Below are 26,771 nucleotides of genomic sequence, written 5' to 3'. Positions count from 1 at the left end.
ACTTACAACTTGCAGACATGAGCGCGTTGTTGACCGGGGGGAGCCGCCATGTCCGGAGACCAGCATGCCGCCACGAACGGTTTCGTCGCACCACCCATGCCGTCCGCCCCGCCGCCCGCCCCGCCGGACCGCCCGCGTGCCGCCGCCGTGGCGCTGCTCAACCTCAGTGGCCTCGGCATCGGTTACGCGCTCATCCGCCGCTGGGTCCCGATGGCCGCGTGCTGGATCGCGACCGGGGTCCTGCTGTTGCTGGCGCTGCCTGCCGACCCGGACGGTGTCGGAGGCGGCCTGCTCACCGTGTACGTCGTCGTTCTCCTGCTGGCCGCGGTGCACGGCGCGTTCGTCGGCCTGCGTACCCGGTTGGTCTGGCCCCCGCGGTCTCCTGTTGCCGTCCTTCTCGGCCTGGCCCTCCTCGCCGTACCGGTCGGCGGCTCCGTCCTCTATCGGTCGGCGCGGGAGGAGGCCACCCAGCAGATGCTCCTCGACCGGCTCGAGCGCGCCGACGGCCTCGTCCGGAGCGGTGGACAGAAGTCGTTCGGCACCGCCCAGTCCGACTACCGCGAAGCGCTGCGCGTCTACGGCGGGCTCAGAGCCGACCACCCGGACTCCCGCGCGGCCCGCAAGGTGCCGGGCCGGCTCACGTCGTTCTACGAGACGGTCGGTGCCGCCTATGCGCGGAAGGACTACTGCGCCGCGATAGCGCCGCTCACGTATCTGCGCACGGTTCCGCGGACCCTGGACAAGAAGGATCTCGGCTCCTTGGCGGCCTGGCCCGACGACCGTCTGGCCGCCTCCCTCTACGAGTGCGGGACGGACGGCCTCGCCGGGGCCGACGTGACCTGGGAAGGGCACTTCAGCACTCTCCTGACCACCTTCCCCGACTCGCCGCAGGCCAAGAAGATCGAGCCGGAGGTCCGCGCGGCCGTCGACAAGGAGGCCGGGAACCTGCGCGGCAGCGAGCCGTGCGCGGCCGTCGAGCGGCTGCAGGGTCTCAGCTCCCAGGTGGCCCGCCTGCCGGGGGACAAGGCCGGCGTGGCCGATGCCCTCGCGCGGGACGCCGGCCGGGCCGGCAAGAGCGCGGACGCGGGGGCGTACGCCTGCGGTGTGGACCAGTACAAGGACGGGGAATTCGACGCGGCGCGCACGACGCTGAGCGAGTTCGCCGACAGCAATAAACACGACAAGAACCGGGCACGTGCCCGAAAGATCGCCATCGCCGCGGAGGTCGCGCTCAAGGTGCCCGCAGCGGGCAAGCGCCTGCCCACGACGGCGTCCGGCGGAAGCATCTCGGTGACCGTCAAGAACGACAGTCCCGACGACATCACGGTCCTGTACACGGGCCCCGTGACCGGAAGCTTCACCCTCAAGGGCTGCGGCGGCTGCACGGCGTACTCGACCGCCAGCACCCTCCTGCTGGGCTTCAACCCCTGCAACGACAGCGGCAAGCACTACCCGCAGCGGACGATCACTCTGCCGGTCGGCACCACGTACTTCCTGCACAAGCCGATGGGCGACTCCAGCGCGACTCCCGCGTCCGACACGGCCAAGCTTCGGTCCGGTTACCTCTACACGGAGTGCGCCTACACGACGAAGGGGTTCGGCCTGGGATCTTGACCGCAGGCGCCGGCCCGGCATGGCCCGCCCGGCGCCGGGTACGGTGAACGGTCCGACCGCGGGCGTTCCCGCTCGTGACCGCAGGGGGCCCGTGCCGTACGGCCGTACGCCGGTGCCCTTCCCCTCCGAAAGGACGCCATGACCCAGAACCGCAACGTTGACGGTGTGCCCGAGGGTCGGGGCATGACACCCGCAGAGTTCCGGGTCGTGCGGGAGTTCCTGGGCCTGACCGGCGGCTGGCTGGCCGAGCACGTGGGGGTTTCACCGAACACCGTGGAGCGGTGGGAGCAGGGCGAGGAGCGGATTCCCGCGGCCGTCCGAGGGGCCCTCGGAGACCTCGGGCGACTCACCGGGGAGTTCGTCGCCGAGGTGGTGAACAGCCTGGTGGACCTCCCCGAGCCCGGGATCGTCACCTACCGGGACGACGCCGAATACCATGCCGCCCACCCGGAATCCGGTTATCCGGCCGCCTGGCACCGCGCGGTGGTCGCGCGTGTGGCCCAGGAGATTCCCGGCCTCTCCATCGCCTACGCGAGCGACGTCGTCTCCGAGGACGTGAAGGTGTCCGCGGAGTAGCGGAGCCGCTCGGCTGACCGGGGCTGACGCTCTGCCTCAGCGCATGTGCTGGGGCGGTCCCGGCGCATGCGCTGAGGCGTCGTCGCCTCCGGCGGGGCGTCAACGGCCCGTGGTGTCCCCGTCCCGCCCGTACCCGGTCGAAGTCCGCCCGTCGTCGGAGGAGCCATGACCGGACCCGCCAAGAACCTGCCTCAGCTGTTCCTCGAGGCGAAACGCTGGTTCGACGACGCGCTGCTGGCCAGCATGCGGGCGGCGGGCGAGCAGCCGGTCAGCATCGCCCAGGGCGCCGTCTTCGCCGTACTGGACGACGAGGGGACCTCCATCTCCGAGCTCGCCCGCCGGATCGGCATCACCCGCCAGACCGCCCACCAGGCCGTGCACGGGCTGATCGGCATGGGGCTGCTGGAACAGGTGTCGGATCCCGCCTCCGCCCGCAGCAGCCTGGTCCGCACCACCGCGGAAGGGACCCGAGTCCACCAGCGCGCCCAGACCGCGCTCGCGCTCATCGAGCAGGTCCTGGCCGACCGGATCGGCGCCGACGCGGCCACCGCCCTGCGGCGGGCCCTGAGCGAGCCCTGGGGGCAGCCCCCCTCGGTCGAGGCGCCCTGAGTCTTTGCGGGCAGGAACCGCCCCGGACCGCGAGCCCGCGCGGGGCCGGGGGGCCCAGCCGGGCGGTGCCCCTGAAACCGCGTCCGTGCGATGTAATGTGGCGGTGCGGCCCGCATCCGAAAGCCTGTACGGCAGTGGGAAGGTCATCCCCATGAGTGGTCCACCGCCTTCCGGCCCGTCCTCAGCGGACGGCACGTCCGACGAAGCCTGGCCGGAGCTCGCCGACCGGCTGGCCGTCATGGCGCGGGATCTGCTCGCGCAGGAGTCCCTCCAGGCCACCGTCGACCGCATCGCCTTCCACGCGGTCGGTCTGATCGAGGGATGCGACGTCTCCGGCATTCTCACCCTGAGCCGCAAGAACGTGCAGACACTCACCGCCACCGACGACGTCGTACGCAGGTCCGACGCGATCCAGGGCGAGCTGGGCGAGGGCCCGTGTTTCAACGCCGTCACCGACGAGGAACCCGTTCAGCGCATCCCCGACCTGCGCACCGCCGGGGACCGCTGGCCCCGCTACGCGCCGCAGGCCGCGGAGCTGGGCATCCGCAGTGCCATGGGATTCCGGCTGTTCACCCGCCACCACACGCTGGGCGCCCTGAACCTGTACTCGTTCCGGCCGAACGCCTTCTCCGAGCGTGACGAGCACCTGGGCTGGCTGCTTGCCTCTCATGCCGCCGTCGCCTTCGCCTACGCCCGCACGGAGGAGCAACTACAGACCGCCCTGCGCTCGCGCGACGAGATCGGCCAGGCGATCGGGATCGTCATGGAACGCTTCCACCTGGGCCAGGACGAGGCCTTCGAGCTGCTGAAGAAGACATCGCAGGACCTGAACATCAAACTGCGGGACGTCGCCACCAAGATCACCCCGTCGGACGGAACTCCGGGCTGACACCGCCGTCCATGGGCGGATCGCTGTGACCCGGCCCGTGCGCGCCCGCCGCCGTCGTGCTGCGGTCGCGAGGCGCCGCACGGGTCGCGGATCGCCGCGCCGTTCACCCGTTCGCCGACCGACGGGCAGACACGCGTACACCCCCCGCCGGGGGTTGGCGGCGCGCGGGCGGGGCAGGTGTTGCTCCGCCGCCGGTGTTGTGACGTAATCGGAGAACCCGTAGAGCGGATCTTGGCAATGCCGGTGCCGCGCCGGAAGGAGCGGCTGGAATGCACGGGTACTCGACCGGAAGCGGTGACGAGATCACCGCGGCCCCCGGAGGACTGCTGGACCTGTTGCAGGTCGCCGCCGTGGTTCTGAACGGCGACGGCCGCATCGTGCTGTGGAGCCCCGAGGCTCAGCAGCTGCTCGGGTACGCCGCGGAAGAGGCGCTGGGGCGCTACGCCGACGACCTCCTGGTGTCACCGGACAGCCAGCAGCGGGCCCGGGAGCTGTTCGCGCAGGTGCGCTCGGGATCCAGCTGGGCCGGAGTCTTCCCGCTCCTGCACAGCGACGGCACGGAACGCCGGGTGGAGTTCCGCACCATGCGGCTGCACGACATCCACGGACAGATGCACCTGCTGGGGCTGGCGGCGAACGCGACGACCGTCCGGGGCGTGGAACGGGATCTCGCCCTGTCGCACAGCCTGGTGAACCAGACGCCGGTGGGCATCGCGGTCTTCGACACCGAGCTGCGCTGGGTGGGCGTCAATCCGGCCCTGGAGCGGATCAACGGTCTGCCGGAGGAGGCGGTACTGGGACGCCGTGTCGGAGAAGTGCTGCCGAATCTGGACGTCGAGGTCATCGAGTCCCGCATGCGGCACGTCCTGGTCAGCGGCAAATCCCTGCTCGACCAGCAGACCGTCGGCCGTACGCCAGCCGACACGCAGGACCGGGCCTACTCGGAGTCGTACCACCGCATCGAGGACTCCGACGGCCGCGTGCTCGGTCTGGCGATGGCCGTTCTGGACATCACCGAGCGACAGCAGGCGGCAGCCGAAGCCGCCCAGGCGCGCGAGCACCTCGCCGTGATCGCGGACGCGGGCGTACGCATCGGCACCACACTGGATCTGTCGCAGACCGCTCGGGAACTCGCCGATGTGGCGGTACCGCAGCTGGCCGACCTGGCCGCCGTAGACGTGCTCGAAGCGGTGGTCGCCCACGGAGTCACCGCCGCCGTCACGGGGGAAGCGCACGCGGAGTTCAGGGCGCTGGCCGTCGCGGCCGGTTACCTCACCGACGCGATCCACGCGGCGGACCCGGTGGGGGAGCTGGCCTCCTACAGCTCGTCCCGCATCATCACCCAGTGCGTCCGTGAAGCCAGGCCCATCCTGGTGGAACATGTCGACCCGGGGATGATGCGGCGCATCGCCAGGGACTCCCACGCCGCCCAGGCGCTGCGCGTCGCCGGGGTCCACTCCTACCTCGCCGTTCCGCTGGTGGCCCGCGGTGAAGTGCTCGGCACCCTCAGCCTGTACCGCACCATCAACGCGCGCCCCTTCGACGAACAGGACCGCGTCCTCGCCTCGGAATTCGCGGCGCGCGCGGCGATCTGCGTGGACAACGCCCGCCTCTACGGACGCGAACGAAGCGCGGCCCTCACGCTCCAGCGCAGTCTGCTGCCGCCCGCGCCCGCGCAGCAGGAGGGCCTCGACATCGCGGCCCGCTACCTCCCGGCGCTGAGCGAGGTCGGCGGGGACTGGTACGACGTGCTGCCGCTGGGCCGCGGACGGACGGGCCTGGTCGTGGGGGACGTGATGGGCAAGGGCGTCCAGGCCGCGGCGATCATGGGCCAGTTGAGCAGCGCCACGCGCGCCCTGGCCCGGCTCGACCTGCCCCCGGCCGAGCTGCTGCGCCACCTCGACGACATCGCGGGCTCCCTCGGCGATGCGATCGCGACCTGCGTCTACGCGGTGTGCGACCTCCGGCAGGGCACCTGCGAGCTCTCCAGCGCCGGCCACCTGCCACCCGTCATGGTCCGGCCCGACGGCGGGGCGGAACTCCTCGACGTCCCCGGCGGCGTACCGCTCGGCGTCGGGGGCGTGGACTTCGGCACCGTGCGGCACGAGCTGGCGCCGGGCACCCTGCTCGCCCTCTACACGGACGGGCTGGTGGAGAACCGCACGGAGTCCATCGACACCGGCATGGGGACCATGACGCGCCTTCTCCAGGGCGCCCGGAACTCGCTGGAGGCGACCAGCGACATGCTGCTGAGCGCGCTGCGGCCCGAGCCCGACGACGACGTGGCGCTCCTGCTGGTCCGCACTCGCGCCGAAGGGTGAGGGGGCACGGGCGTGCGACAGCTGCCCGTACCCCCTCACCCGGTGTGCCGGTCCGTCCGGGCACCGGGCTCAGCTGAACGGGTCGAGCGTGAGGTAGGCCTGGAGCGGGTTGCCGTCGTGCACGAGGGACTCCTGGTTGCCCACGTCGTCGAAGGCGAACGCGTACGCCTTGCCGTCGGCCATCTGGGCGTGGATCTTCCGCGCGTAGTGGTTGGTCACGACGTCCTGGTAGAAGCCGGCCGTCGTGGTGTCGGGCTGGTTGGGGTTCGTGATGAGAGTGGAGCGGTTGAAGCCCGCGCACAGCGTGCGCGAGATCGGCCCCCGCACCAGGTCGTTCGGGGCGTCGAGCAGTTTGTGGCAGCCGAAGATGCTGTCCGCGTCCGGCTTCTGGAAGCTGGTGACGACGGCTCCCGCACTGTTGGTGAAGTTCATGACGCCGCCCGACACCCGGCCGTAGTACTTGGTGTTCGGCTGGTCCGTGAACGGGGTGACCGTCAGCGTCGACGAACTGTACTTCTGCCAGACGCGGTTGACGTAGTCGTCCATGACGGAAGCGGGCAGCGCCCCGGTCTCCAGTCCGTGGCCCGGGGACAGCGCCCGCAGGACGGTGCCGTCGGAGCGGGTCTGGATCAGGTTGGCCCAGCCGCCCGGCTGGCCGCGCAGAGCGGTGAAGAACCCGTTGTAGCCTCCCGACTTGAGGTGGCCGGTGTTGACGGTGCTGCCGTCGGACCGCTGCACGCCCACCGCGTAGGGCGCGGAGAACATGTCGACCTGGGTGCTGTTGATCCACAGGCCGGAGTCATTGAGCGTGTACTCGGACCAGTTGAAGAGGATGTCGCGGTTGGGATCGCTCGGGTTCTGCACGGCGGGCTGCACCAGGCCGCCGGTGGTCAGCTTGAACACGAGCTTCTGTCCGTAGGAGAAGTAGATCCGTCCCGAGAACTTGGGGATCCGGATCGTCTTCGTCTGTCCCGCCGCCGGTCCGGGGATGGAGGCGTCGGGTGCGGGGGTGGGCGGGTTGCCGCCCGCGGGCCAGGCGTGGAACGCGCCGTTCGCGTCGGCCCAGCCCTGCTGACCGGTCGTCAGCAGGGTTCCGAGGTTGTAGATGTACACCGGTTCGCCGCGGCCGGAGCTGTTGGTCACTTTCAGCGGGATCGTGGCGGGGACCGCGGCCTCGGCCGACGGCGGACCGCCGATCGTGAGCAGCGCAGCTGCCAGCGCGGTCGTGACGAGCGGGGCCAGCGCCCGGCGTCTGAATCTCTCGAACACGCTTTGCCTCCGTACGAGTTCGTGGGGGAGTGGAGTTTGGTCCGTACCAAATTGAGAGCGCTCTCAGAGTTACGCCCGGGTGCGTTCATGTCAACGGTTGGCGCAGGCTCCGCACGGATTCACCGGCGCTCCTACACCCGTCCTACGGACCCGGACCGGACCCGGCGTGCCGACGGCAAGCCCGTATCGTTCGTGAGCGCGAGGGCGGACGGGACGGGATCGGGCTTCGTAGGGTGGCTCCTTCCGGGATCCGTGCGCCGCGTGCGCCAAGGACACGCTGCTGTCGCGCAGAAGGGGAAGAGACGTGAGCGAGCAGGACAGCCCGTCGGGCGGATCGGCCGTGCTGAACACCGGTGTGGCCCACAACGCGCGGGTGTGGAACTACTGGATCGGCGGCAAGGACAACTATCAGGTCGACCAGGAGGTCGGTGAGCAGGTCGCCGCCATGTTCCCGGTGATCCGCGATGTCGCCCGCGCGGACCGCGCCTTCCTGGGGCGTGTGGTGCGGCACCTGACCGCCGAGTGCGGGATGCGGCAGTTCATGGACATCGGCACCGGACTGCCGACCCTGGACAACACCCATGAGATAGCCCAGCGGATCGCCCCCGACGCACGCATCGTGTACGTCGACAACGACCCCACGGTGCTCGTCCATGCCCGCGCCCTGCTGCGGAGCACCCCCGAGGGAGCCACCGACTACATCGACGCCGACGCCCACGACCCGGAAACGATCATCCGGGGGGCCGCGGCGACCCTCGACTTCGGCCGGCCCGTGGCCGTCATGATGCTGGGGATTCTCAACTTCGTCCTCGACACCGCTCGGGCGCGGGACATCGTGCGCCGGATCATGGCCGCGGTTCCCTCCGGCAGCCATCTCGTCCTGACCCACCCCACCACGGACGCCGGCCTCGGCGGCGAGGGCAACGTCGCGGCCATGAAGTTCTGGAACGACAACGCCACCCCGCCCATCACCGCCCGCAGCCGGGAGGAGGTCGCCGCGTTCTTCGACGGACTGGACCTGATCCCCCCGGGCATCGTCTCGTGCTCGCGGTGGCGCTCCGACTCCACCGCCGACGTGCTGCCGCAGTTCGGAGTGGTGGCCGTGAAGCCCTGACCGGCCGGGCGGGCGTCGCGAGGTCCGCGCGTCGACCTCTCGGGACGGCGCTCATGCCGTCACTGCGCGGGGGAGTCCCCGGCCAAACGCGCTTCGGCCTCGGCGAGTACCTCGCTCACGCGCAGACCGAACGACGCGTCACAGGGGTGCGGACGGCCGGTGCGAGCCGCGGTGCGGAGGGCGTCGATGGCTCGGGCGAAGGCGTCGAGAGCGCTCGTGGAGCTGTTGGGCAGGACCGTCACGCCGGTCTCACCGCGCAACTCGACCAAGGCCCCTGCGGCGGCGGGCGGGGCGGTGAGACTCAGGGTCAGCGTGCTGGTCGCCCCGCCGGCGTGTTCGAGGATCAGATGCGCGGTGTCCCGCGGTCCGCGTGCGGCGGCCGCCACGCGCCTGACGTCGCCGAGCACCGGCAGCAGCACGGACAGGGCGTGCGGGCCGACGTCCCACAGGGCTCCCTTCTCGCGTCGCCAGGGCGACGCGGCGAACGGGCTGTCACTGGTGAACACCGCACCGAGCCACTGCGCCCGTGCGGTGAACCACCCCTTCGCGGCTCCCTGTTCGCTGATCCAGGCCTCCGTCTCGGACTGGAAGCGGGTGGTGAAGAAGACGACGGAGGCAACGCCGGCCCGCTCGGCCGCCTCGACGACGGCCCGGCCGTCGGGGACGGTCGTGGCGATCGGCTTGTCGAGCAGCAGATGGCAGCCCGCCCGCGCCGCGCGCACCGCCAGCTCGGCCTGGACCGCCGGAGGCAGGGCGACGGCCACCGCGTCGACATCGGCGAGCAGGGCGTCGACGTCGTCGTACGCACGGGTGCCGTGCCGGTCGGCCAGCGATGCGGCCGCCTCCGGGCGACGACCCCAGACCCCGACGAACTCCAGGTCGTCGTGCCCCCTCAGCGCGGGGGCGTGGACTGCCTGTGCCCACGGTCCTGTCCCGAGCAGTCCCATACGCATGTCGCGGCCTTTCCTCGGTGGCGGTGCCCTGCGGGCCGGTTCCGTCTGCGGTGCGGGGCACGTGTGCGGTGATCGTTGCACGCGGTCCCACCCACGGCGCAACCATTCCGCGAGGTGACGTGATGCGGGGCGCGGTCCGGTCCGGGGCCCGCCGTCCGGTCCCGGCCCGGATGCCCCGTTTGCCGTCGCGTCGGCCCGCCGTGATCAATCCATTCAGTTCCCCGACTGCTCAATGCGTTCGTTTTCTTCTATTGGACCTGCGCTCGCGGGCCAGCCAGGCTGGTGAGCGTCCGGCACGGCCGCGGCACGCTTCCGGCTGGGCCGGGTGCCCCGTTTCGCGCGAGCGCTGAAGAGAGGTCACGAACTCATGCACACTCGCCGTATCGGTGATGTCGAGGTCAGCGCTGTCGGCCTGGGCGGGATGCCCATGTCGATCGAGGGGCGGCCGGACGAGACACGTTCGCTCGCCACCATCCATGCCGCGCTCGACGCCGGCGTGACACTGATCGACACCGCGGACGCCTATCACCGGGACGCCGACGACGTCGGTCACAACGAAGCCCTGATCGCCAAGGCCCTCGGCTCCCACGACCGTGGTCCGGACGTCCTGGTCGCCACGAAGGGCGGTCATCTGCGTCCTGGCGACGGCAGTTGGACGCTGGACGGCACTCCCCGGCACATCAAGGAGGCCTGCGAGGCCTCGCTCCGCCGCCTCGGCGTCGAGGCCATCGGGCTCTACCAGTTCCACCGTCCCGACCCGGAGGTCCCCTACGCGGAGTCCGTCGGCGCGCTGCGGGATCTGCTGGACGAGGGGAAGATCCGCATGGCCGGGATCTCCAATGCCGACCCGGACCAGATCCGGCAGGCCCACGAGATCCTCGGCGGCAGACTGGTCTCCGTACAGAACCAGTTCTCCCCGGCCTTCCGCTCCAGCGAACCGGAGCTGCGGCTGTGCGACGCGCTCGGCGTCGCGTTCCTGCCCTGGAGTCCCTTCGGCGGCAGCTCCCGGGCCCGTGAACTGGGCTCCGCATACGCTCCGTTCGCGCGGATCGCCGAGGTCCACGGGGTCAGCCCGCAGCGGGTGTGCCTGGCCTGGATGCTCGCCAAGTCGCCGGTCGTCGTGCCGATCCCGGGGGCCAGCCGCCCCGACACCATCCGCGACTCGGCAGCCGCCCCGGACCTCGTACTCACCGTCGAGGAGCTCGCGGAACTGGACGCCGCCTGACCGGACGGGCCCCGCTCATCAGGTCCTTCGTTCTGGGGCTGGCCTCGGCGAGCGTGAACTCCCTAGGATGTAGCCCCTGTTGGGCCAGTCGAGTTGGCGCGGCACGGAGCTGGGGGAACGATGCAGAGCGGTAAGCAACTGTCCACGTCGATCGATGCCACGGTACCGACCGCCGCGCGCATGTACGACCACTACCTGGGCGGCAAGGACAACTACGCGGCCGACCGGGCAGCTTGCGAGGAACTCGACAAGGTCGTCCCCAGCACGCGCCCGCTGGCGGTGAACAACCGGCGGTTCCTGCGGCGGGTCGTCGGGACGCTGGCGGCCGAGTACGGAATCAGGCAGTTCCTCGACCACGGATCCGGGCTGCCCACCCAGGACAACGTCCACCAGGTCGCGCAGCGCGTCGATCCCACCGCGCACGTGGTGTACGTCGACAACGACCCGATGGTTCTGGTGCACGGCCGGGCGCTGCTCGAACAGGACGAGCGCACGGTGGTCATCCAGGCCGACATGCGGGACACGGAGGGGATCTTCTCGCATCCCGACACGAAGCGTCTGATCGACTTCTCGGAGCCGGTTGCCGCGCTCTTCGTGTCGGTCATGCACTGCCTGCCGGACGGTGACACCGACGGTCCGCCCGCGCTGGCCCGGCGCGTGGCCGAACGCCTGGTGCCCGGCAGCTTCATGGTGATGTGTCAGCTGGTCAGCGAAGACGCCCAGATCCGTGACTTCGTCACCGATTTCATGGACCGTACGACGCAGGGGAGCTGGGGCCGTGTGCGTCAGGAGAAGGACGTCGTCGACCTGTTCCAGGGGATGGACATCCTGGAGCCGGGGCTGGTGGACGTGTCCACCTGGCGACCGGACTCCGAGGTGGCGCCTCGTCAGCTCACGCAGGAGTGGATCGAGTTCGGCGGAGTCGGCCGCATTCGGTAGCGCCGCGTTCGGCGGCCCGGCTCGGGCACCGGGCGGCCACCGGCGTCGGGACTCCTGTGTCGCGGCGCCGGCGGGGTTCCGTCACGTATCGGCGTAGCGCTGTTCCAGCGTGGCGCGCATCAGGTTCAGGGACTCGTGCGGGTCGAGAGCCTCGTCGGCCAGCCGGTCGAGGGTCAGCCGGTACTCCTCCGTCTCGTCCCGGTCCTCCAGGAAGTTGGCGCTCTTTATGTGCTCCAGGTAGACGATGTCGGGCAGATCGAGCCCGTCGAAGCGGAGATACGTGACGGGGATGGCCGGCGCCGACGCGTTGGTCACGTCCAGCGGCACGATCTGTACGGTCACCTCGGGACGCCGCGCCATCCCGATGAGGTGCTCGAGCTGCTCGCGCATCACGTCACGGCTGCCCAGGACACGCAGCAGTACCGATTCATCGACGATCGCCCACAGTCGCGGGGCGTCCGCGCGCAGCAGCATCTCCTGGCGGCGCGTGCGGAGTTCGACCCGGCGCTGTACCTCGACGGCCGACGCCGTCGGCAGACCGCGCTGCACCACGGCACGGGTGTAGGCCGGAGTCTGCAGGAGGCCGGGAACGTACTGGATCTCGAAGGTACGGATGGTGGCGGCTGCTTCCTGGAGCCCGACCAGCCGGTCGAACCACTCGGGCATCAACCGCTTGTCGTAGCGCTGCCACCATCCCGGCTCCCCGGCGCGCTGTAGCAGTTTCAGTAGTACCGAAGCCTCGTAGGCGTCGGTCCCGTAGAGTTGCAGCAGCGCGCGGACATCGCCCTCGGTGGGTGGTCGGCGGCCCTTGCCCGCTTCGATCCGAGACAGCTTCGCCGGACTGAACCCCAGGGCTCGTGCCGCCTGCTCCTGGGAGAGGCCGGCGTCGTCACGGCAGCCCGCCAGCTGGACACCGACCAGCATCTTCAAGAGTGTGGGGGCCGGCTCGGCCCGGTCCAGATACGGTTCGAGGCGGGAGACGCGATGTGACTCGGCGGACATCCTGGCTCCCCGCTGACCGGCAGAATTCAGAATTACAGTATCGCATCTCGCTGCCTTCCGCCGAACGCCTCAGTGGAAGTAGGGGAGTTGGCGTCCGCTTCACCGCTGGACGGCCGTGCGGCGGACGGACTCGCCGTGGACGGCCTCGGGGCGGAGGTCCTCACAGCAGATGGTCGAACTCCCCGTCCTTCGCGCCGGCCAGGAAGGCGGCCACTTCGGCCGATGTGTAGACGAGGGCGGGCCCCTCGGGATCGCGGGAGTTGCGCATCGCGATGCCGCCGCCGTCGAGGGCGGCCACCTCGACGCAGTTGCCCTCGGCGTTGCTGTGCCGACTCTTGATCCACCGGGCGGCCAATGAGCTGGCCTGTACTCCGTTCGGCGCTGTTGGCACGGCACTCTCCTTGCTCAGTTCCAGTACGCGGGCTCCGCGCACCCGTGATCGGGCCGCGGTCCACGGCCCCTGCTGCGGCTACCCAACTTTCGTGCAATTTCCCGTGCAATTGCACGAAGGGGCCGTCAGCGTGGATAATAGCTGTGGCGTCAACCCCAGCGCTGATGCCGCACTTTGACGTCGCATCAGGGAGATGTCGTGTCATCACCTGCGCACCCAGCACCCCGCCTGACCAGCAGGGCCGCGCCACGGGCAGGTCGGACCGCACAGGACGGTGCATACGCGCCGCCAGCGCAACGCCAGGCCGCTCCGCGCAACGGGGCGTTCTGCGAGCCTGCCCCGTCGGGCGGCGCGCCCGGCTCCGCCGCGCTGTGGAGCGTGGCGGAGTGCGGCCGGGGCCCGCGGAGCACCGCCGCTCCGGCCGAGGAGCGGGGCCGGCCCCGGTGTTCCCCCGCGGGCAGGACCGTCCGGGTCAGGTTGTCGACATTCCCCTCCAGCTGACATGTCTGCCGCGGAAAGGGCTCACATCATGCGCACCGGTTCGACGGAACAGCTGAGCGCGGAGCGCACAGGCCGTACGCCGTCCGCGGGGGTGGAGAAAGCGACGCCCCTCAAGGCCCTGGGGCGGGTGCCATGGCAGGACATCAAGGACTCCAGCGGCTCTGCGGCGGCCATCCCGCTGCTGCTCAGCAGTGTCGCGTGGGGTGACGCCGCGACCGCCAGGGCCGCTCTCAGCGACTTGCGGGAACGAATCTGCCAGTACGGCTTCGTGGTGGAGCAGGCCACGGCCGCCACGGTGCCCTTCCTCTGGGAGCTCGCACAGCTTCCCCAGGTCAGCTGCCGGGCGCAGATCATCCAGTTGCTCAGGAACATAGCCGACGCCCGGCAGTGGGAGAGCACGGCCGCCCTCTATCCGAAGTTGCTCAACCACCGCGAAAATCCCGTGGTCTGGGAGCGTCAGGCGCGGCAGGCCGTGCGTGCCCGGCGCAGCGTCGTCGAGCAACTGCTCGCCGAGGACGACGCCGAGATCACCCAGGCCACGACGGAACTCGCCCGCGCACTGGGCGCGTGAGTCGCTCACGTCCGTCCGGGAACGGCGCCTCCGGTGAGCAGCTCCATGCCATGAGGGCGGGGTTGGGGGCGGGGCGGATAAGTACGCGTACTCATGTCGGCGGCACGGGCTCCCCTCACGATGGTGGCCACCCACCTCAAGGAGCCCGTCATGCCTGCCGTCACCACCGCCGCAAGCTCCCGCCCCGCTGACCGGCTCGCCGTCGACCGGGTCGTCCGCCGGCGGCTTCCCGTGGCCCTGCTCGCTGTCGTCACCGTCGCTCTCGCCATGTCGGCCTGGCATGCGAAAGACCCCACTACCTGGCTGCTGGAGACCGTGTGGGCGTGGGTGGGTCTGCCGCTGGTCGTGCTGCTGCGCAGGCGGTTCCCGCTCACCAGCCTGCTGTACTGTCTGCTCGCCGCGCACGCCCTGGTCCTCGCGGTGGGCGGCCACTACACCTATGCCGAGGTGCCGGCCGGTGACTGGGTGCGCGACTGGCTGGACCTCTCCCGCAACCCCTACGACCGTTTCGGCCACCTCATGCAGGGCTTCGTGCCCGCCGTCCTGGTACGGGAGATCCTCACCCGCACGTCGCCGCTGCGCGGCAGCCGGTGGCTTGCGCCCCTGACCGTGTGCGCCTGCCTCGCCTTCAGCGCGGTCTTCGAACTCCTGGAGTGGGCCGCGGCCGTTGCGGGAGGGCATGCCGCCGACGCGTTCCTGGCCACCCAGGGCGATGTGTGGGACACCCAGTGGGACATGTTCTGCGCGCTGATCGGAGCCGTCTGCTCACTGCTGCTGCTCAGCCGCGCACACGACCGCCGACTCGCCCGGCTCGACGGCCGCTGACGGTACCGAGGAACCGACGGAAACCAAACGCGGCACATCCATTGACGCTCCTCCTGTCCCACCCCTACCTTCTGGTCGAGGTTGCGCACAGTGTTCGGTATTTCGAACTTACTGTCTCCGGAGGGTACCCACGTGTTCCGCACCCGCCACTGGTTCGTCCTCGGGGCAGCGCTGCTGGCCCTGCTCGCCTCGCTCGTCCCGGCCCAGTCCGTCGCCGCGGCCGGGGGACGGCCGTACACCAACCCCGTCAAGGCGCAGAAGGGCGCCGACCCCTGGCTGGAGTACTACAACGGCAACTACTACCTGGTGACGACCTCGTTCACCAACGAGCTGACCATGCGCAAGTCGCCGACGCTGGCCGGGCTGGCCACGGCTCCCAGCGTCCAGATCTGGTCGGACACCACCTCCGGCCGCAACGCGAACTTCTGGGCTCCGGAGATCCACTTCTTCAACGGCAAGTGGTACCTGTACTACTCGGGGGCGCAGAGCGGAGCCGCCTGCTGCGACACCCAGCGCACCCATGTCCTGGAGAGCGCGGGCGCCGACCCGATGGGCCCGTACACGTACAAGAACAGCCTCACCGGCTCCAACCTCAACCCCGGCGGCTGGCTGATCGACGCCAGCGTGCTCCAGTACAACAGCAAGCTGTACCTGGTGGGCAGCGGCTCCATCAACGGCAGTACGCAGAGCCTGGTCATCGCGCCGATGAGCAACCCGTACACGCTGAGCAGTTCCTCCTTCACCGTCATCTCCAGCCCCACGCTGAGCTGGGAGACGTCCGGCGCCCCGGTCAACGAGGGCCCCGAGCCGCTGTATCACGACGGCAGGACGTTCCTGACGTTCTCCGCCAGCTACTGCCAGACCGCGGACTACAAACTCGGTCAGCTCGAACTGACCGGCGGCGACCCGCTCTCCCCAGCGTCCTGGACCAAGAAGCAGAACCCGGTCTTCCAGCGCGATGACGCGGCCGGGGTCTACGGCCCCGGGCACAACGGGTTCTTCACCTCACCCGACGGCACCGAGAACTGGATCGTCTACCACGCGAACAGCTCCGCGAGCGGCGGCTGTGGAAACGGCCGTACGACACGGGCGCAGAAGTTCACCTGGAACGCCGACGGCACACCGAACTTCGGCACCCCGGTCGCGACCGGCACCACCCTCGCGGGCCCCTCCGGGGAGACCGCGGCAACCCCGACGGCGTACACGATCGTCAACCGCAACAGCGGCAAGTGCCTGGACGTCGAAGGCGGCAACACCGCCGACGGCACCGACATCTTCCAGTGGACGTGCGGCGGCGGCGCCAACCAGAAGTGGCGGATCGAGGACCAGGGCACCGACACCAGCCGGCTGGTCAATGTCGCCACCGGCAAGGTCATGGACACCGCCGACTGCTCCACCGCCGACGGTGCGGACCTCAGACAGTGGTCCTGGCTCAACAACAACTGCCAGAGATTCCGGCTCGTCCACACCGGAAGCGACTACGTGCGGATCACGAACGCGAACAGCGGCAAGGTCGCCGACGTGGCCGACTGCGGCACCGGCGACGGCACCGACGTACGCCAGTGGACCTGGCTCGACAACGCCTGCCAGCAGTGGCAGCTCAAGCCCACCGTCTGACACCGGAGCCCCAGGAATATGAGACGTCTCACCGTCCGCCTGTTCACCGCGGTCCTCGCCGCACTGGCCCTGCTCACCATGGGTACGCCCGCCCACGCGACCGCCCCGGCCTCGCCCTCCGTGACCTTCACCAACCCGCTCGCCGAGAAGCGTGCCGATCCGCACATCTTCAAGCACACCGACGGCTACTACTACTTCACCGCCACCGTGCCGGAGTACGACCGCATCGTGCTGCGCCGGGCCACCACGCTCCAGGGTCTGGCCACCGCCCCCGAGACCACCATCTGGACCAAGCACGCCAGCGGTGTGATGGGCGCCCACATCTGGGCGCCGGAGATCCACTTCATCGACGGCAAGTGGTACGTGTACTTCGCCGCCGGGTCGACCAGCGACGTGTGGGCGATCCGGATGTACGTCCTGGAGAGCGGCGCCGCGAACCCGCTGACCGGCAGCTGGACCGAGAAGGGCCAGATCGCCACGCCGGTGTCCTCCTTCTCGCTCGACGCCACCACCTTCGTCGTGAACGGCGTCCGTCATCTCGCCTGGGCGCAGCGCAATCCCGCCGAGGACAACAACACCAGCCTCTTCATCGCCAAGATGGCCAACCCCTGGACCATCAGCGGCACGCCGACCGAGATCTCCCAGCCCACGCTGTCCTGGGAGACCGTCGGCTACAAGGTCAACGAGGGTCCGGCCGTCATCCAGCACGGCGGCAAGGTCTTCCTGACCTATTCGGCGAGCGCCACCGACGCCAACTACTGCCTGGGCATGCTGAGCGCGTCCGCCTCCGCCGATCTGCTCAACGCCGCCTCCTGGACGAAGAGTTCCCAGCCCGTGTTCAAGACCAGTGAGGCGACCGGCCAGTACGGCCCAGGCCACAACTCCTTCACTGTCTCCGAGGACGGAAAGTCCGACATCCTCGTCTACCACGACCGCAACTACAAGGACATCAGCGGCGACCCGCTCAACGACCCCAACCGCCGCACCCGCCTCCAGAAGGTCTACTGGAACGCCGACGGCACCCCCAACTTCGGTATTCCCGTGGCCGATGGCGTCACCCCGGTCCGCTTCTCCTCGTACAACTACCCGGACCGCTACATCCGCCACTGGGACTTCCGGGCGCGCATCGAGGCGAACGTCACCAACCTCGCCGACTCGCAGTTCCGGGTGGTCACAGGTCTGGCCGGCAGCGGCACGATCTCCCTCGAATCGGCCAACTACCCGGGCTACTACCTCCGCCACAAGAACTACGAGGTATGGGTGGAAAAGAACGACGGCTCATCAGCCTTCAAGAATGACGCGTCCTTCTCTCGGCGGGCGGGCCTGGCCGACTCCGCGGACGGCATCGCTTTCGAGTCGTACAACTATCCCGGCCGCTACCTGCGGCACTACGAGAACCTGCTGCGCATCCAGCCGGTCAGCACCGCCCTCGACCGGCAGGACGCCACGTTCTACGCGGAATAGACCGGTTCCGGGAAGCCAGGGCGTCACTCCTGGCAACTCGTGCGCGAACACATGGCATTTCGGTGGCTTCGGGTCATCCCGCGTCGGCGGTCGGCAGCGCATTCGGTCACAGGCCTATGACGTTGGCGGACTACCCCTTGCGGATGATCCGAAGGCTTCGGCTACCCTGTGGCTGCACTGTGGTTGATGTCTAAACGAGGCATTCGTCAGTGCCCCTTTCCCCGGTTCCGGGCATGCCGCGTCATTTGGTATGCCCGTTTTCCAACTCGCCCTATTCCGAGCGGAGTTCGCGTGACCCGACATCGCGCCACGGCGTGCACGAATCCGCGAGCCTCGGCAGGCTGAACCCGTTCCGCCGGGCACCCGCCGCCGGACGTGAGCCGCCTCCTCATCCGCCTGCCTCCCCCCGGCAGGCCGTCCGTGTACTACCGCTCGTACGCTCACCACCCCGCTCAGACGAACCGAGTCGCACACTGGCGTGCACCGCGTCAGGAATCCCCCACCTTCCAGGCGTCCCCCACATCGCCGCTGAGTGAAAGCCCCTCACCACTCCGTGACCATCCAACTCTACGAGGACCGACCGGCCGGTCGGCATGCGGCCGTCCCCCACGGCAGCCTCCTCCGCCGGGTCTACGCGCCGCGTGCCTTCGACGCGCTCGCCTTCTCCATGTCCACGTACGCCATGCCGCTCCTGGTGCTGGCCACGACCGACTCCGCCCGGCTGACCGGGCTGGCCTTCGCGCTGGAGTGGATCCCGCGAGTGGCGGCCTTCGGCCTGGCCGGTGACCTGGTCGACCGGCGCGGGGCCGCGGTCGTGTTCTTCCTCGCCTCCCTGGCCCGGGCGATCGTGGTGGCGGCGGGGGCCGTTGCGCTGATCATGCTCCAGCGGGGGACGGCGGAGACGGTCGTCGTGATGGCGCTGGCTGCCGGAACCGGAACCCTGACACAGTTCAGCTTCATCGCCAATGAAGCGGTGGGCGCGATCGTCAGCCGCCGTACGGACACCCAGGCGCACAAGGTGCAGGCCGTTCTGATCGGCATCGACCAGACGGCGACGCTCACCGGCCCCGCGCTGGGAGGCGTACTGCTGCTGGCGGGGCCGACCCGCATGCTCGTGGTCCTGGGCGTGCTGTCCTGTCTGGCGGCAGCTCTCGCCCTGCAGACCCCGCCGACCCCACTTCGCGGCTCGGGGCGCCACAACAAGCGGCCGGAAGCAGGTCTCAAGGCGGGCTGGCGCACCTTGCGCTCGCTGCCCGCACTGGGCTGTCTGGTGGCCGGACTGAGCATCTCCAATCTCGCGCTCGGGCTGCTCCAGTCCGCCAGTCCGATCATCGTGGTCGAGCGCTTCGGTCTGTCTCCCGCGGCCGTCGGCACCCTCTGGTCGGCCGCCGCGGCATCCACGCTCCTCGCGGTAGCCGTCTGCCGGTTCGCACTCGGCCGGCTGGGGCTGTGGGGAGTCGGTGCCGTCTGCTCCACCATCGCGTCCGCGGCCTGTCTCGCCCTGGCCCAGGCTCCCACGTACCTCGCCTACGTCGTACTCATGGCACTCTTCATGGCCGGTGACGGTGGCCTGACCGTCGTCCTGCGCACACTCCGGTCGCTTCTCATCCCGGCGGCCGTCTTCGGCAGCACCCTCTCCCTGACCATCCTGCTTCTGCTGCTGCCCTTCCCGGTCGCGGGGATCCTGGTCGCCGTCACACCGCCCTGGGCACTCGGCCACGTGATCGCCGTGTGCGCCGCGCTGCAAGCCGTCGCCCTGGGGATCGTCTTCCTGCGCCTGCGCACGGATCCGGTCCTGCGCGCCTCCGGCAAGCCGGAACAGGCCACGGCCTGACCGACTTGACGGCCCCCGCTCCCGCCGACGTGCCTCACGCAGGCCGCTGCCGCGCTCCTCAAGATGCGCTTCCCGCGTGCAGTGGGGACCCTGGAGACGGGGAGTCAACGGCAAGGAGGACGGTCATGTCTGTCATGGACAAGCTCAAGCATTTGCTCAAGGGCCACGAGGAGCAGACCAACAAGGGCGTCGACAAGGGCGGCGACTACGTCGACGAGAGGACCCAGAGCAAGTACAGCGGCCAGGTGGACACCGGCCAGGAAAGGCTCAAGGACCAGTTCGGCCGGAACGAGCAGGACAACCCCTGACCCGTCACGGCCTCGCGTCGGCCTCGGCGCAACCATCGGCGCATCGCGGCGGAGTGTTCCTGTTCGGCCTCGGCGAAGACCCGGCGGAGTGAGACCGGCCCGGCCGGACAGGAACTTCAGGCGGGCCCCGGCCCCGCCTTCCAGCGCTGTTCGTCGCCGCCGTGGCCCGGGGCGAGGTCGAGGCTCTTGCCGGAGCCCCGGCTGTCCCACGTGCGTCGGGGTTGCGCCGGGGGAGGCGGAAGGGGGGTGCGTCGTCTTTGTCGGCGCACTGCGCCACCGCATACGAGGAGTTGCCGCCCTGTGCGACACGTCGCACGGGGTTTTCCGCGAAGAGGTGTGCTCACCCGGTACCTGGGTGTGTCCGCCGGGCGCCATGGCCGGCCATGCTCCGAGGGGATGGCCGCGCTGCCCGTTTGCTCAACCGGCCGCTACGGGAGGGGAGTTCCGGTCGGTGCCATGAGGTCGGCACACGAGGCTGGTCGCGCCCGTCGGAAACCGGGCCACGGAGTCCACGAGAGCACGCACTGCGGGGGCCATGGACGTTTCCGCGGTCCGCACGGGGCGAGTCTCCTGCTGTGGTGCGGTGCGACACGCACCAGGACGAGGTCCCGGGGGATCAACGGCCGTGACACCTCCGGCAGGATCGAGACGCCGAGACCGGCCTGGGCCATGCTGATGAGCGTCCCGAGGTCCCGTACGCGATGGGCCGGGGTGTACTCCTGCGCGCCGCTTCCGGCCGGCGGGTCGACCACGACGGCGGCGTCCGCGGCCGCGCTCGCGAGCCAGGTCTCCGTCTCCTCGCCGCTGCCTTCGAAGACCCGGACGCGGATGGCCGGCAGATGCTCGGACCAGTGACGCGGCAGTGAGGGCAGCAGGCCCTGGCGGACCGTGGGGTCGGCGGCGAGGCGCACCGTGCCGCCGGTGGTCGCGTCGTGCCGGGTGGCGGCGTCGCAGATCGCGTCCGTCGCCGCGAGGGCCGAGCCGGCGTGGGGGAGGATCACCTCGCCAAGGGCCGTGGTGCGTACGGGAGTCGAGCGGACGACGAGCGGGGCGGCGAGAGTGCGCTCCAGCGAGGCGACGGCATGGCCACCTCAGTGACGGACCTGGACGTCTCCGCGCTCGGGAAGTCCACCGTCCGCTCCACGGTCCTGGTGAACCCGGTCCCGGCCGACCACTACTACGTTGCCGGACACCCGGTGCGGGAGGCCACCGGTGCCCATGTGGAGGTGAGTATCACGGCGGGCACCAACAACGCCGACGAGAAGGCGCGGTTCATCGCCGGGGCGTACAACGGCATCACACAGTTCGACCACTACCGGCACGCGCCGCGGCCCGTCGCCACCCCGGACGGACGCAATCGAATGCCTTGATGAATGTCACACCATTGGAAAACGCCCAATACGGACATATGCGCATCTCTCGCGCACTGTTGTTTCCTCCGTCCCTGTAGCGTCGCCGTCATTGGCGAACCGGAACATTTCGGGATGGCCCGCCGGTCGCTCCATAGGTGAGCCGGCGACCGGCGTTCGCGGACGCCCCGAGGGTGTCGCCTCACCGTCGAGGGCGAGTGGGCCGCCGATGTGACCGCAGACACACAGGTCGATGTGACCGCAGACACACAGCAGGACGGAACCTCCATGCCTGGAACGCACTCATCGCGCCGCGCGACGCGGGGACTGGCGACGGCCGTGGCCGCCGGGGCAGTGCTCACGGCGTTCGCGTCGGCCACCCCCGCCGAGGCGAGCACCGCCGCCGCGTCCGTCGGCGGCTCACAGGTGACGTGCACCTCGCAGCGGCCAGGACTGGCGGGCCGGCTGTCGCAGGACATCGCCGACGCCCTCCGTGGACGCCATGGCGCCTCGGCGCTCGCCCTGTACGACCGCTCCACGAAGACCTCCTGCGCGTACCGGGCCGACGCGGCCTTCGACTCGGCGAGCGTGGTCAAGGTCACGATCCTGGGGGCGCTGCTGCGTCAGGCGGCTGAGGAACATCGCCGGCTGACCCCTCGCGAGGTGAAACTGACCACCGCCATGATCACCAAGTCGGACAACGCCTCGACCAATGCCCTGTGGCATCAAGTAGGGGCCGCCGGCGTCCGGCACTTCCTGACTCTGGCCGGAATGCGGGACACCGTTCCCGGCCCGAAGGGCTACTGGGGGCGGACCCGGATCACAGCCGCCGACCAGCTGAAGCTGCTCCGACTGCTCACCTCGGACAACTCGGTCCTCGATCGAAACGCCCGCGCCTATGCCCTTCGCCTGATGAACCGAGTGATCCCCGGGCAGCGATGGGGCGCGCCGACCGGGGCACCCTCGACGACGACCGTGCACGTCAAGAACGGCTGGCTGCCGCGTGAGACCAACGGCTGGCGGGTGCACAGCGTGGGCGTGTTCACCGGCGGCGGGCACGACTACGGGATGGCTGTGCTCTCGCACGGCAACCGCACGATGGACGACGGCATCGCCACCGTGGAGCGCGCCGCCCGCGCCGTCAACCACGACCTGAACCTGCCGACCGCCTCGTAGAGTCCCGTCGCCGCGGAGGACGGGAGTCGCCCCCGGCGACAGGTGGGACACCGCGCCGCGTCCGAAGGGTGCGGCTGCCTCCGGAAGAGGTCCCCGAGCTCCCCGACGGTCCAGGTGCCGATCGGCACGGGCCCGTCAACCGATCGCGCTCGCACATCCGTCCGATGTGGTCAACATGCTTCCCGCGCAGCCGAGATGGGCCTCCGGAATGGTCGTCGAAGCGCGGATCCGACGGGCTATCGTGAGCGGCATGTCCGCCCTTGAACTGATCCGTATCGTCTCCCGCGACTCACCCATGGCACTGGCCCAGGTGGCGCGCGTCCGCGCCGAACTGGCCGCGCTCCATCCCCGCACGCGCACCGAAGTCGTGGCCGTGAAGACGACCGGTGACAAGTGGATGGGGGATCTGTCCAAGGTCGACGGCAAGGGCGCGTTCACCAAGGAGGTCGATGCCGCACTGCTCGCGGGCGAGGCGGATCTCGCGGTGCACTGCGTCAAGGACGTCCCCGCCGACCGGCCGCTCCCGGCGGGCACCATGTTCGCCGCGTTCCTCAAGCGGGACGACATCCGCGACGCCCTCGTCCACCCCGGCGGGCTCACCCTCGACGAACTTCCGCCGGGTACCCGGATCGGAACCTCCTCGGTGCGCCGCGTCGCCCAACTGGCCGCCGCGTACCCCCACCTGGAGTGCGTGCCGTTTCGGGGCAACGCCAACCGGCGGCTGGAGAAGCTCGCGGCCGGCGAGGCCGACGCCCTGCTGCTCGCGGTGTCCGGCCTCGAACGCATCGGCCGCGAGGACGTGATCACCGAAGTCCTGGAGCCCGAGACCATGATGCCGCCGATCGGCGCGGGCATCCTGGCCCTCCAGTGCCGGGAGGGCGACACCGGCCTCATCGAGACCATCAGCGAACTCGGCGACCCGGGCACCCACCGCGAGGCCACCGCGGAGCGCATGTTCCTGCACGTTCTCCAGGGGCACTGCAATTCGCCCATCGCCGGCTACGCCCGAACCGAACGCAATGGTGAACTGTCCCTGCGCGCCAGCGTGTTCACCCTGGACGGCAAGACGGTCCTGAACGCCCACGAGTGGGCGGGCCGCCTCGACCCGGCGACGCTCGGCACCTCCGTGGCCGTCGCCCTGCTGCGTCAGGGCGCCCGCGAGCTGATCGACGACATCCCGCACTGACCCGACAGGCCCCCTGCCGCCCGGCCCCGGCCCGGCCCGGCCCCGGCCCGGCCCCGACCTCGGACCGGCCCTGACCTCGGACCGGGCCCGGTACAGAGACGTCACGGGCTGTCTGTCCGCTCACGCCCCGGACCGGGAATCCCGTCCGGGGCGGGGCCCAGCCGCCCGGCCTCGCCGTGCGGGTCGTCCGGCCGCGGCCGAAAAGGGCCCTGAGTCCGGACGAACATCCAGCAAGCAATAGCTAATTTGAGCCGTTATTTTGTCATCTCCATGACAAGAACGCGGGTGCGGTGTCAATCTGCTCTTCGCACGTTCACCGATTCTTCACCCCCCACCTCTCATGCGCCGCCGAGTCCGGACACGCCTCGAGCGTCCCCTCGTGCGGCGCCTTCCCGCTCAGCGCGATTCCCGGCCGCCCGCACCCCGTCGGGCCGCTCTCTCGGCCCCCTTCACAGGCCGACCGTCGCAGAAGGAGAAGCCCTTGTCACGGCCCCCTCGCTCCTCGCATCGACGCAGATACACAGCCGCGTTGGCCCTCACCACCGCCGGCACGCTGTTCGCCGCCGGGTTTCAGACCGGCGTCGCGTCCGCCGCCCCCCGCGACCCCGGTCATGCGAAGATCGCAGCCACTCCGAGGGCTGGTGCAGCCCCGGCGAAGCTGTCTCCCGCGAAGCATGCCGCGCTCCTGAAGAGCGCGACCGCCGCAGTCGGCGACACCGCGAAGAGCCTCGGCCTCGGCGCCAAGGAGAAGCTGATCGTCAAGGACGTCGCGAAGGACGCCGACGGCACCACGCACACCCGCTACGAGCGCACGTACGCGGGCCTGCCGGTCCTCGGCGGCGACCTGGTCGTGCACCTCAGGAACGGCGGCCGCACGACGGTGTCCGAGGCCACCAAGGCCACCGTCAGGGTTCCGGCCGTCACCGCCAAGGTCAGCTCCGCCACGGCCGCGGGCAAGGCGGTTGCGGCCGCCAAGAAGGCCGATGCCAAGCATCCCAAGATCGACGGCGCGCCACGGCTGGTCGTCTGGGCCGCCGGAGCCAAGCCGGTCCTGGCCTGGGAGTCGGTGGTCGAGGGCGTCCAGCACGACGGCACGCCGAGCGAGCTCCATGTCATCACCGACGCCACCTCGGGCAAGGCGGTCTTCGACTTCGAGGACGTACGCACCGGTACGGGCACCGGCCAGTTCAGCGGAACCGTTCCGCTCGGCAGCACGCTCTCCGGCTCCACGTACGAGCTGGTGGACGCCGACCGTGCGGGGCACCGCACCTACGACCTGAACCAGGGCACCTCGGGCACCGGCACCCTGTTCACAGATGACAACGATGTCTGGGGGGACGGCACCCAGAGCAACCGGCAGACCGCCGGCGTGGACGTCGCCTTCGGCGCCGCGGCCACCTGGGACTACTACAAGGACGTTTTCGGCCGCAACGGCATACGCAACGACGGCGTGGCCGCCTACAGCCGCGCGCACTACGGCAACGCGTACGTCAACGCCTTCTGGTCCGACACCTGCTTCTGCATGACCTACGGGGACGGCGCGAGCAACACGCACCCGCTGACCGCTCTGGACGTCGCCGCGCACGAGATGAGCCACGGCGTCACCAGCGCCACCGCCAACCTCACGTACTCGGGTGAGTCCGGCGGCCTCAACGAGGCGACCTCGGACATCTTCGCCGCGGCCGTGGAGTTCCACGCCGACCTGCCCGCCGACGTGCCCGACTACCTGGTCGGCGAGAAGATCGACATCCGCGGCAACGGCACCCCCCTGCGCTACATGGACAAGCCGTCCAAGGACGGGTCCTCCCGCGACTCCTGGGATTCCTCGCTGGGCAGCATCGACGTCCACTACTCCTCCGGCCCGGCCAACCACTTCTTCTATCTGCTCTCGGAGGGCAGCGGCGCCAAGACCGTCAACGGCGTCTCCTACGACAGCCCCACGTCCGACGGCAAGGCCGTGACCGGCATCGGCATCGAGAACGCCCAGCGGATCTGGTACCGGGCACTCACCACCTACATGACCTCCACCACCAACTACGCCGGCGCCCGCGTCGCGACCCTCCAGGCAGCGGCCGACCTGTTCGGTGCCTACAGCGACACCTACCTCGCCGTCGCCGCCGCGTGGGCCGGGATCAACGTCGGCGACCGGATAGCGCTCGGCGTCAACATCGCCCCGATCGCCGACCAGACCAGCGGCGTCGGCCAGGAGGTCTCCCTGCAGACCGACGCCTACACCACCAACTCGGGTGCCGGTCTCACCTACGCGGCCACCGGCCTGCCGGACGGTCTGACGCTCAGCGACACCGGGCTGATCTCCGGGGTTCCGACCACCGCCGGCACCAGTGAGGTGACACTGACGGTCACGGACAGCACCGGCACGGCCGCCTCGGTGAGCTTCAGCTGGAGGGTGGCGCACATCTACGCCAACGGCACCCGCGTCGACATCCCCGACGCCGGAGCCGCGGTGGAGTCCCCGATCGTCATCACCGGCCAGACCGGCAACGCCTCGGCGACCACCCAGGTCTACGTCAAGATCGTCCACACATACCGCGGTGACCTCACGGTCGACCTGGTCGGCCCCGACGGCACCGTCTACTCGCTGCTGAACCACAGCGGCGGTTCCGCCGACAACGTCGACCAGACCTTCACGGTCGACGCCTCCGCGCAGCCGGTCGACGGCACCTGGAAACTGCGGGTCCGTGACACCGCCTCGATCGACGTCGGCTACCTCCAGCAATGGCAGCTCACGCCCTGACGTACGCCCTACCGCCACCTCGCCCGCCCGGACCGCTGCCCGCGGTCCGGGCGGGCGAGCCCGTTGTGCCGTGGCGACGCGGAGGGCGAGGGCCAGACGCGGACGGGGGCCAGGAGTCGGCACCCGTGCGGGATCGGAGCTGCCCATGGGCGTGGGGGAGCATCGGCACGAGGGGCGGCTGTTCGGTCCCCGCACGGATGCCAGAGCAGGCCAAGTGTCTTGATCGCGTATACGTTGGGTTCTGCTCGGAAACCGGCAGCGCTGACCGCTGCCACCGCGCGAT

General features: G+C 70.1%; 23 protein-coding genes. 18 read left to right on the top strand and 5 right to left on the bottom strand.

The features are described 5' to 3' along the window. Positions 1 to 48: 48 nt before the first annotated feature. The 5 genes from GTY58_RS05700 to GTY58_RS05680 all read left to right on the top strand — a co-directional run bounded on the left by GTY58_RS05700 (position 49) and on the right by GTY58_RS05680 (position 6,009). Positions 49 to 1,614 (top strand): hypothetical protein, encoded by a 1,566-nt coding sequence (locus GTY58_RS05700; RefSeq protein WP_010982496.1) that lies wholly within the window; start codon positions 49 to 51, stop codon positions 1,612 to 1,614. A gap of 183 nt (positions 1,615 to 1,797) precedes the next feature. Beyond that, positions 1,798 to 2,190 (top strand): helix-turn-helix domain-containing protein, encoded by a 393-nt coding sequence (locus GTY58_RS05695; protein ID WP_197586333.1) that lies wholly within the window; start codon positions 1,798 to 1,800, stop codon positions 2,188 to 2,190. A 165-nt stretch (positions 2,191 to 2,355) separates the two neighbouring features. Beyond that, complete coding sequence (locus GTY58_RS05690) at positions 2,356 to 2,799, top strand: MarR family winged helix-turn-helix transcriptional regulator (RefSeq protein ID WP_010982494.1); 444 nt, start codon at positions 2,356 to 2,358, stop codon at positions 2,797 to 2,799. A 151-nt stretch (positions 2,800 to 2,950) separates the two neighbouring features. Continuing rightward, a complete protein-coding gene (locus tag GTY58_RS05685; protein WP_010982493.1) occupies positions 2,951 to 3,688 on the top strand; it encodes a GAF and ANTAR domain-containing protein in 738 nt (245 codons plus the stop codon). Positions 3,689 to 3,957: 269 nt separating this feature from the next. Then, positions 3,958 to 6,009 carry a SpoIIE family protein phosphatase gene (locus GTY58_RS05680; protein WP_010982492.1) on the top strand — a complete coding sequence of 684 codons (2,052 nt, stop codon included), beginning with the start codon at positions 3,958 to 3,960 and terminating at the stop codon, positions 6,007 to 6,009. 69 nt (positions 6,010 to 6,078) lie between these two features. Here GTY58_RS05680 and GTY58_RS05675 read toward each other — a convergent pair whose 3' ends face one another. Further along, positions 6,079 to 7,227, bottom strand: a complete 1,149-nt coding sequence (locus GTY58_RS05675; protein WP_237529150.1) for a glycoside hydrolase family 64 protein — start codon at positions 7,225 to 7,227, stop codon at positions 6,079 to 6,081. Between the two features lie 355 nt (positions 7,228 to 7,582). Between GTY58_RS05675 and GTY58_RS05670 the strand changes: the two genes are divergently transcribed. Next, on the top strand, positions 7,583 to 8,392 hold the full coding sequence (locus GTY58_RS05670) for an SAM-dependent methyltransferase (RefSeq protein WP_010982490.1): 810 nt from the start codon (positions 7,583 to 7,585) through the stop codon (positions 8,390 to 8,392). Between the two features lie 59 nt (positions 8,393 to 8,451). Here GTY58_RS05670 and GTY58_RS05665 read toward each other — a convergent pair whose 3' ends face one another. Then, a complete protein-coding gene (locus tag GTY58_RS05665) occupies positions 8,452 to 9,345 on the bottom strand; it encodes a Gfo/Idh/MocA family oxidoreductase (RefSeq protein WP_010982489.1) in 894 nt (297 codons plus the stop codon). A gap of 367 nt (positions 9,346 to 9,712) precedes the next feature. Here GTY58_RS05665 and GTY58_RS05660 point away from each other — a divergent pair, with 367 nt between their 5' ends. Continuing rightward, complete coding sequence (locus GTY58_RS05660; RefSeq protein WP_010982488.1) at positions 9,713 to 10,570, top strand: aldo/keto reductase; 858 nt, start codon at positions 9,713 to 9,715, stop codon at positions 10,568 to 10,570. 120 nt (positions 10,571 to 10,690) lie between these two features. Continuing rightward, the gene (locus GTY58_RS05655; RefSeq protein WP_010982487.1) at positions 10,691 to 11,509 is read left to right on the top strand and encodes an SAM-dependent methyltransferase; all 819 of its coding nucleotides are present in this window, start codon (positions 10,691 to 10,693) and stop codon (positions 11,507 to 11,509) included. Positions 11,510 to 11,590: 81 nt separating this feature from the next. Here GTY58_RS05655 and GTY58_RS05650 read toward each other — a convergent pair whose 3' ends face one another. Both GTY58_RS05650 and GTY58_RS05645 read right to left on the bottom strand, forming a co-directional pair. Next, on the bottom strand, positions 11,591 to 12,511 hold the full coding sequence (locus GTY58_RS05650) for a helix-turn-helix transcriptional regulator (protein ID WP_010982486.1): 921 nt from the start codon (positions 12,509 to 12,511) through the stop codon (positions 11,591 to 11,593). A 160-nt stretch (positions 12,512 to 12,671) separates the two neighbouring features. Then, on the bottom strand, positions 12,672 to 12,902 hold the full coding sequence (locus GTY58_RS05645) for a DUF397 domain-containing protein (protein WP_010982485.1): 231 nt from the start codon (positions 12,900 to 12,902) through the stop codon (positions 12,672 to 12,674). Positions 12,903 to 13,431: 529 nt separating this feature from the next. Between GTY58_RS05645 and GTY58_RS05640 the strand changes: the two genes are divergently transcribed. The 6 genes from GTY58_RS05640 (at position 13,432) to GTY58_RS05615 (ending at position 20,022) form a co-directional block, all read left to right on the top strand. After that, positions 13,432 to 13,974 carry a hypothetical protein gene (locus tag GTY58_RS05640; protein WP_010982484.1) on the top strand — a complete coding sequence of 181 codons (543 nt, stop codon included), beginning with the start codon at positions 13,432 to 13,434 and terminating at the stop codon, positions 13,972 to 13,974. A gap of 150 nt (positions 13,975 to 14,124) precedes the next feature. Next, positions 14,125 to 14,799: a DUF2238 domain-containing protein gene (locus tag GTY58_RS05635; protein WP_010982483.1), complete on the top strand. Its 675-nt coding sequence runs from the start codon at positions 14,125 to 14,127 to the stop codon at positions 14,797 to 14,799. Positions 14,800 to 14,931: 132 nt separating this feature from the next. Then, the gene (locus GTY58_RS05630; protein WP_037650262.1) at positions 14,932 to 16,416 is read left to right on the top strand and encodes a family 43 glycosylhydrolase; all 1,485 of its coding nucleotides are present in this window, start codon (positions 14,932 to 14,934) and stop codon (positions 16,414 to 16,416) included. A gap of 18 nt (positions 16,417 to 16,434) precedes the next feature. After that, positions 16,435 to 17,880, top strand: a complete 1,446-nt coding sequence (locus GTY58_RS05625) for a family 43 glycosylhydrolase (protein ID WP_010982481.1) — start codon at positions 16,435 to 16,437, stop codon at positions 17,878 to 17,880. A gap of 553 nt (positions 17,881 to 18,433) precedes the next feature. Further along, positions 18,434 to 19,714, top strand: coding sequence for an MFS transporter (locus GTY58_RS05620; protein WP_010982480.1), 1,281 nt, complete (start codon positions 18,434 to 18,436; stop codon positions 19,712 to 19,714). Between the two features lie 125 nt (positions 19,715 to 19,839). Next, the gene (locus GTY58_RS05615) at positions 19,840 to 20,022 is read left to right on the top strand and encodes an antitoxin (protein WP_037650267.1); all 183 of its coding nucleotides are present in this window, start codon (positions 19,840 to 19,842) and stop codon (positions 20,020 to 20,022) included. A 428-nt stretch (positions 20,023 to 20,450) separates the two neighbouring features. Here the strand turns inward: GTY58_RS05615 and GTY58_RS05610 are convergent, their stop codons facing one another. Continuing rightward, positions 20,451 to 21,023, bottom strand: coding sequence for a LysR substrate-binding domain-containing protein (locus tag GTY58_RS05610; RefSeq protein ID WP_010982479.1), 573 nt, complete (start codon positions 21,021 to 21,023; stop codon positions 20,451 to 20,453). Between the two features lie 81 nt (positions 21,024 to 21,104). Between GTY58_RS05610 and GTY58_RS05605 the strand changes: the two genes are divergently transcribed. The 4 genes from GTY58_RS05605 to GTY58_RS05590 all read left to right on the top strand — a co-directional run bounded on the left by GTY58_RS05605 (position 21,105) and on the right by GTY58_RS05590 (position 26,488). Continuing rightward, complete coding sequence (locus GTY58_RS05605) at positions 21,105 to 21,392, top strand: tautomerase family protein (RefSeq protein ID WP_010982478.1); 288 nt, start codon at positions 21,105 to 21,107, stop codon at positions 21,390 to 21,392. A gap of 267 nt (positions 21,393 to 21,659) precedes the next feature. Next, complete coding sequence (locus GTY58_RS05600) at positions 21,660 to 22,547, top strand: serine hydrolase (protein ID WP_037650270.1); 888 nt, start codon at positions 21,660 to 21,662, stop codon at positions 22,545 to 22,547. 250 nt (positions 22,548 to 22,797) lie between these two features. Further along, positions 22,798 to 23,733, top strand: coding sequence for a hydroxymethylbilane synthase (gene hemC / locus GTY58_RS05595; RefSeq protein WP_037650273.1), 936 nt, complete (start codon positions 22,798 to 22,800; stop codon positions 23,731 to 23,733). A 481-nt stretch (positions 23,734 to 24,214) separates the two neighbouring features. Then, positions 24,215 to 26,488 carry a M4 family metallopeptidase gene (locus GTY58_RS05590; protein ID WP_037650276.1) on the top strand — a complete coding sequence of 758 codons (2,274 nt, stop codon included), beginning with the start codon at positions 24,215 to 24,217 and terminating at the stop codon, positions 26,486 to 26,488. The last annotated feature ends 283 nt before the right edge of the window (positions 26,489 to 26,771 follow it).

The sequence above is a fragment of the Streptomyces sp. SID5469 genome, assembly GCF_009862865.1.
Taxonomy (GTDB): domain Bacteria; phylum Actinomycetota; class Actinomycetes; order Streptomycetales; family Streptomycetaceae; genus Streptomyces; species Streptomyces avermitilis.
This window is presented reverse-complemented; position numbering and strand designations above follow the sequence as displayed.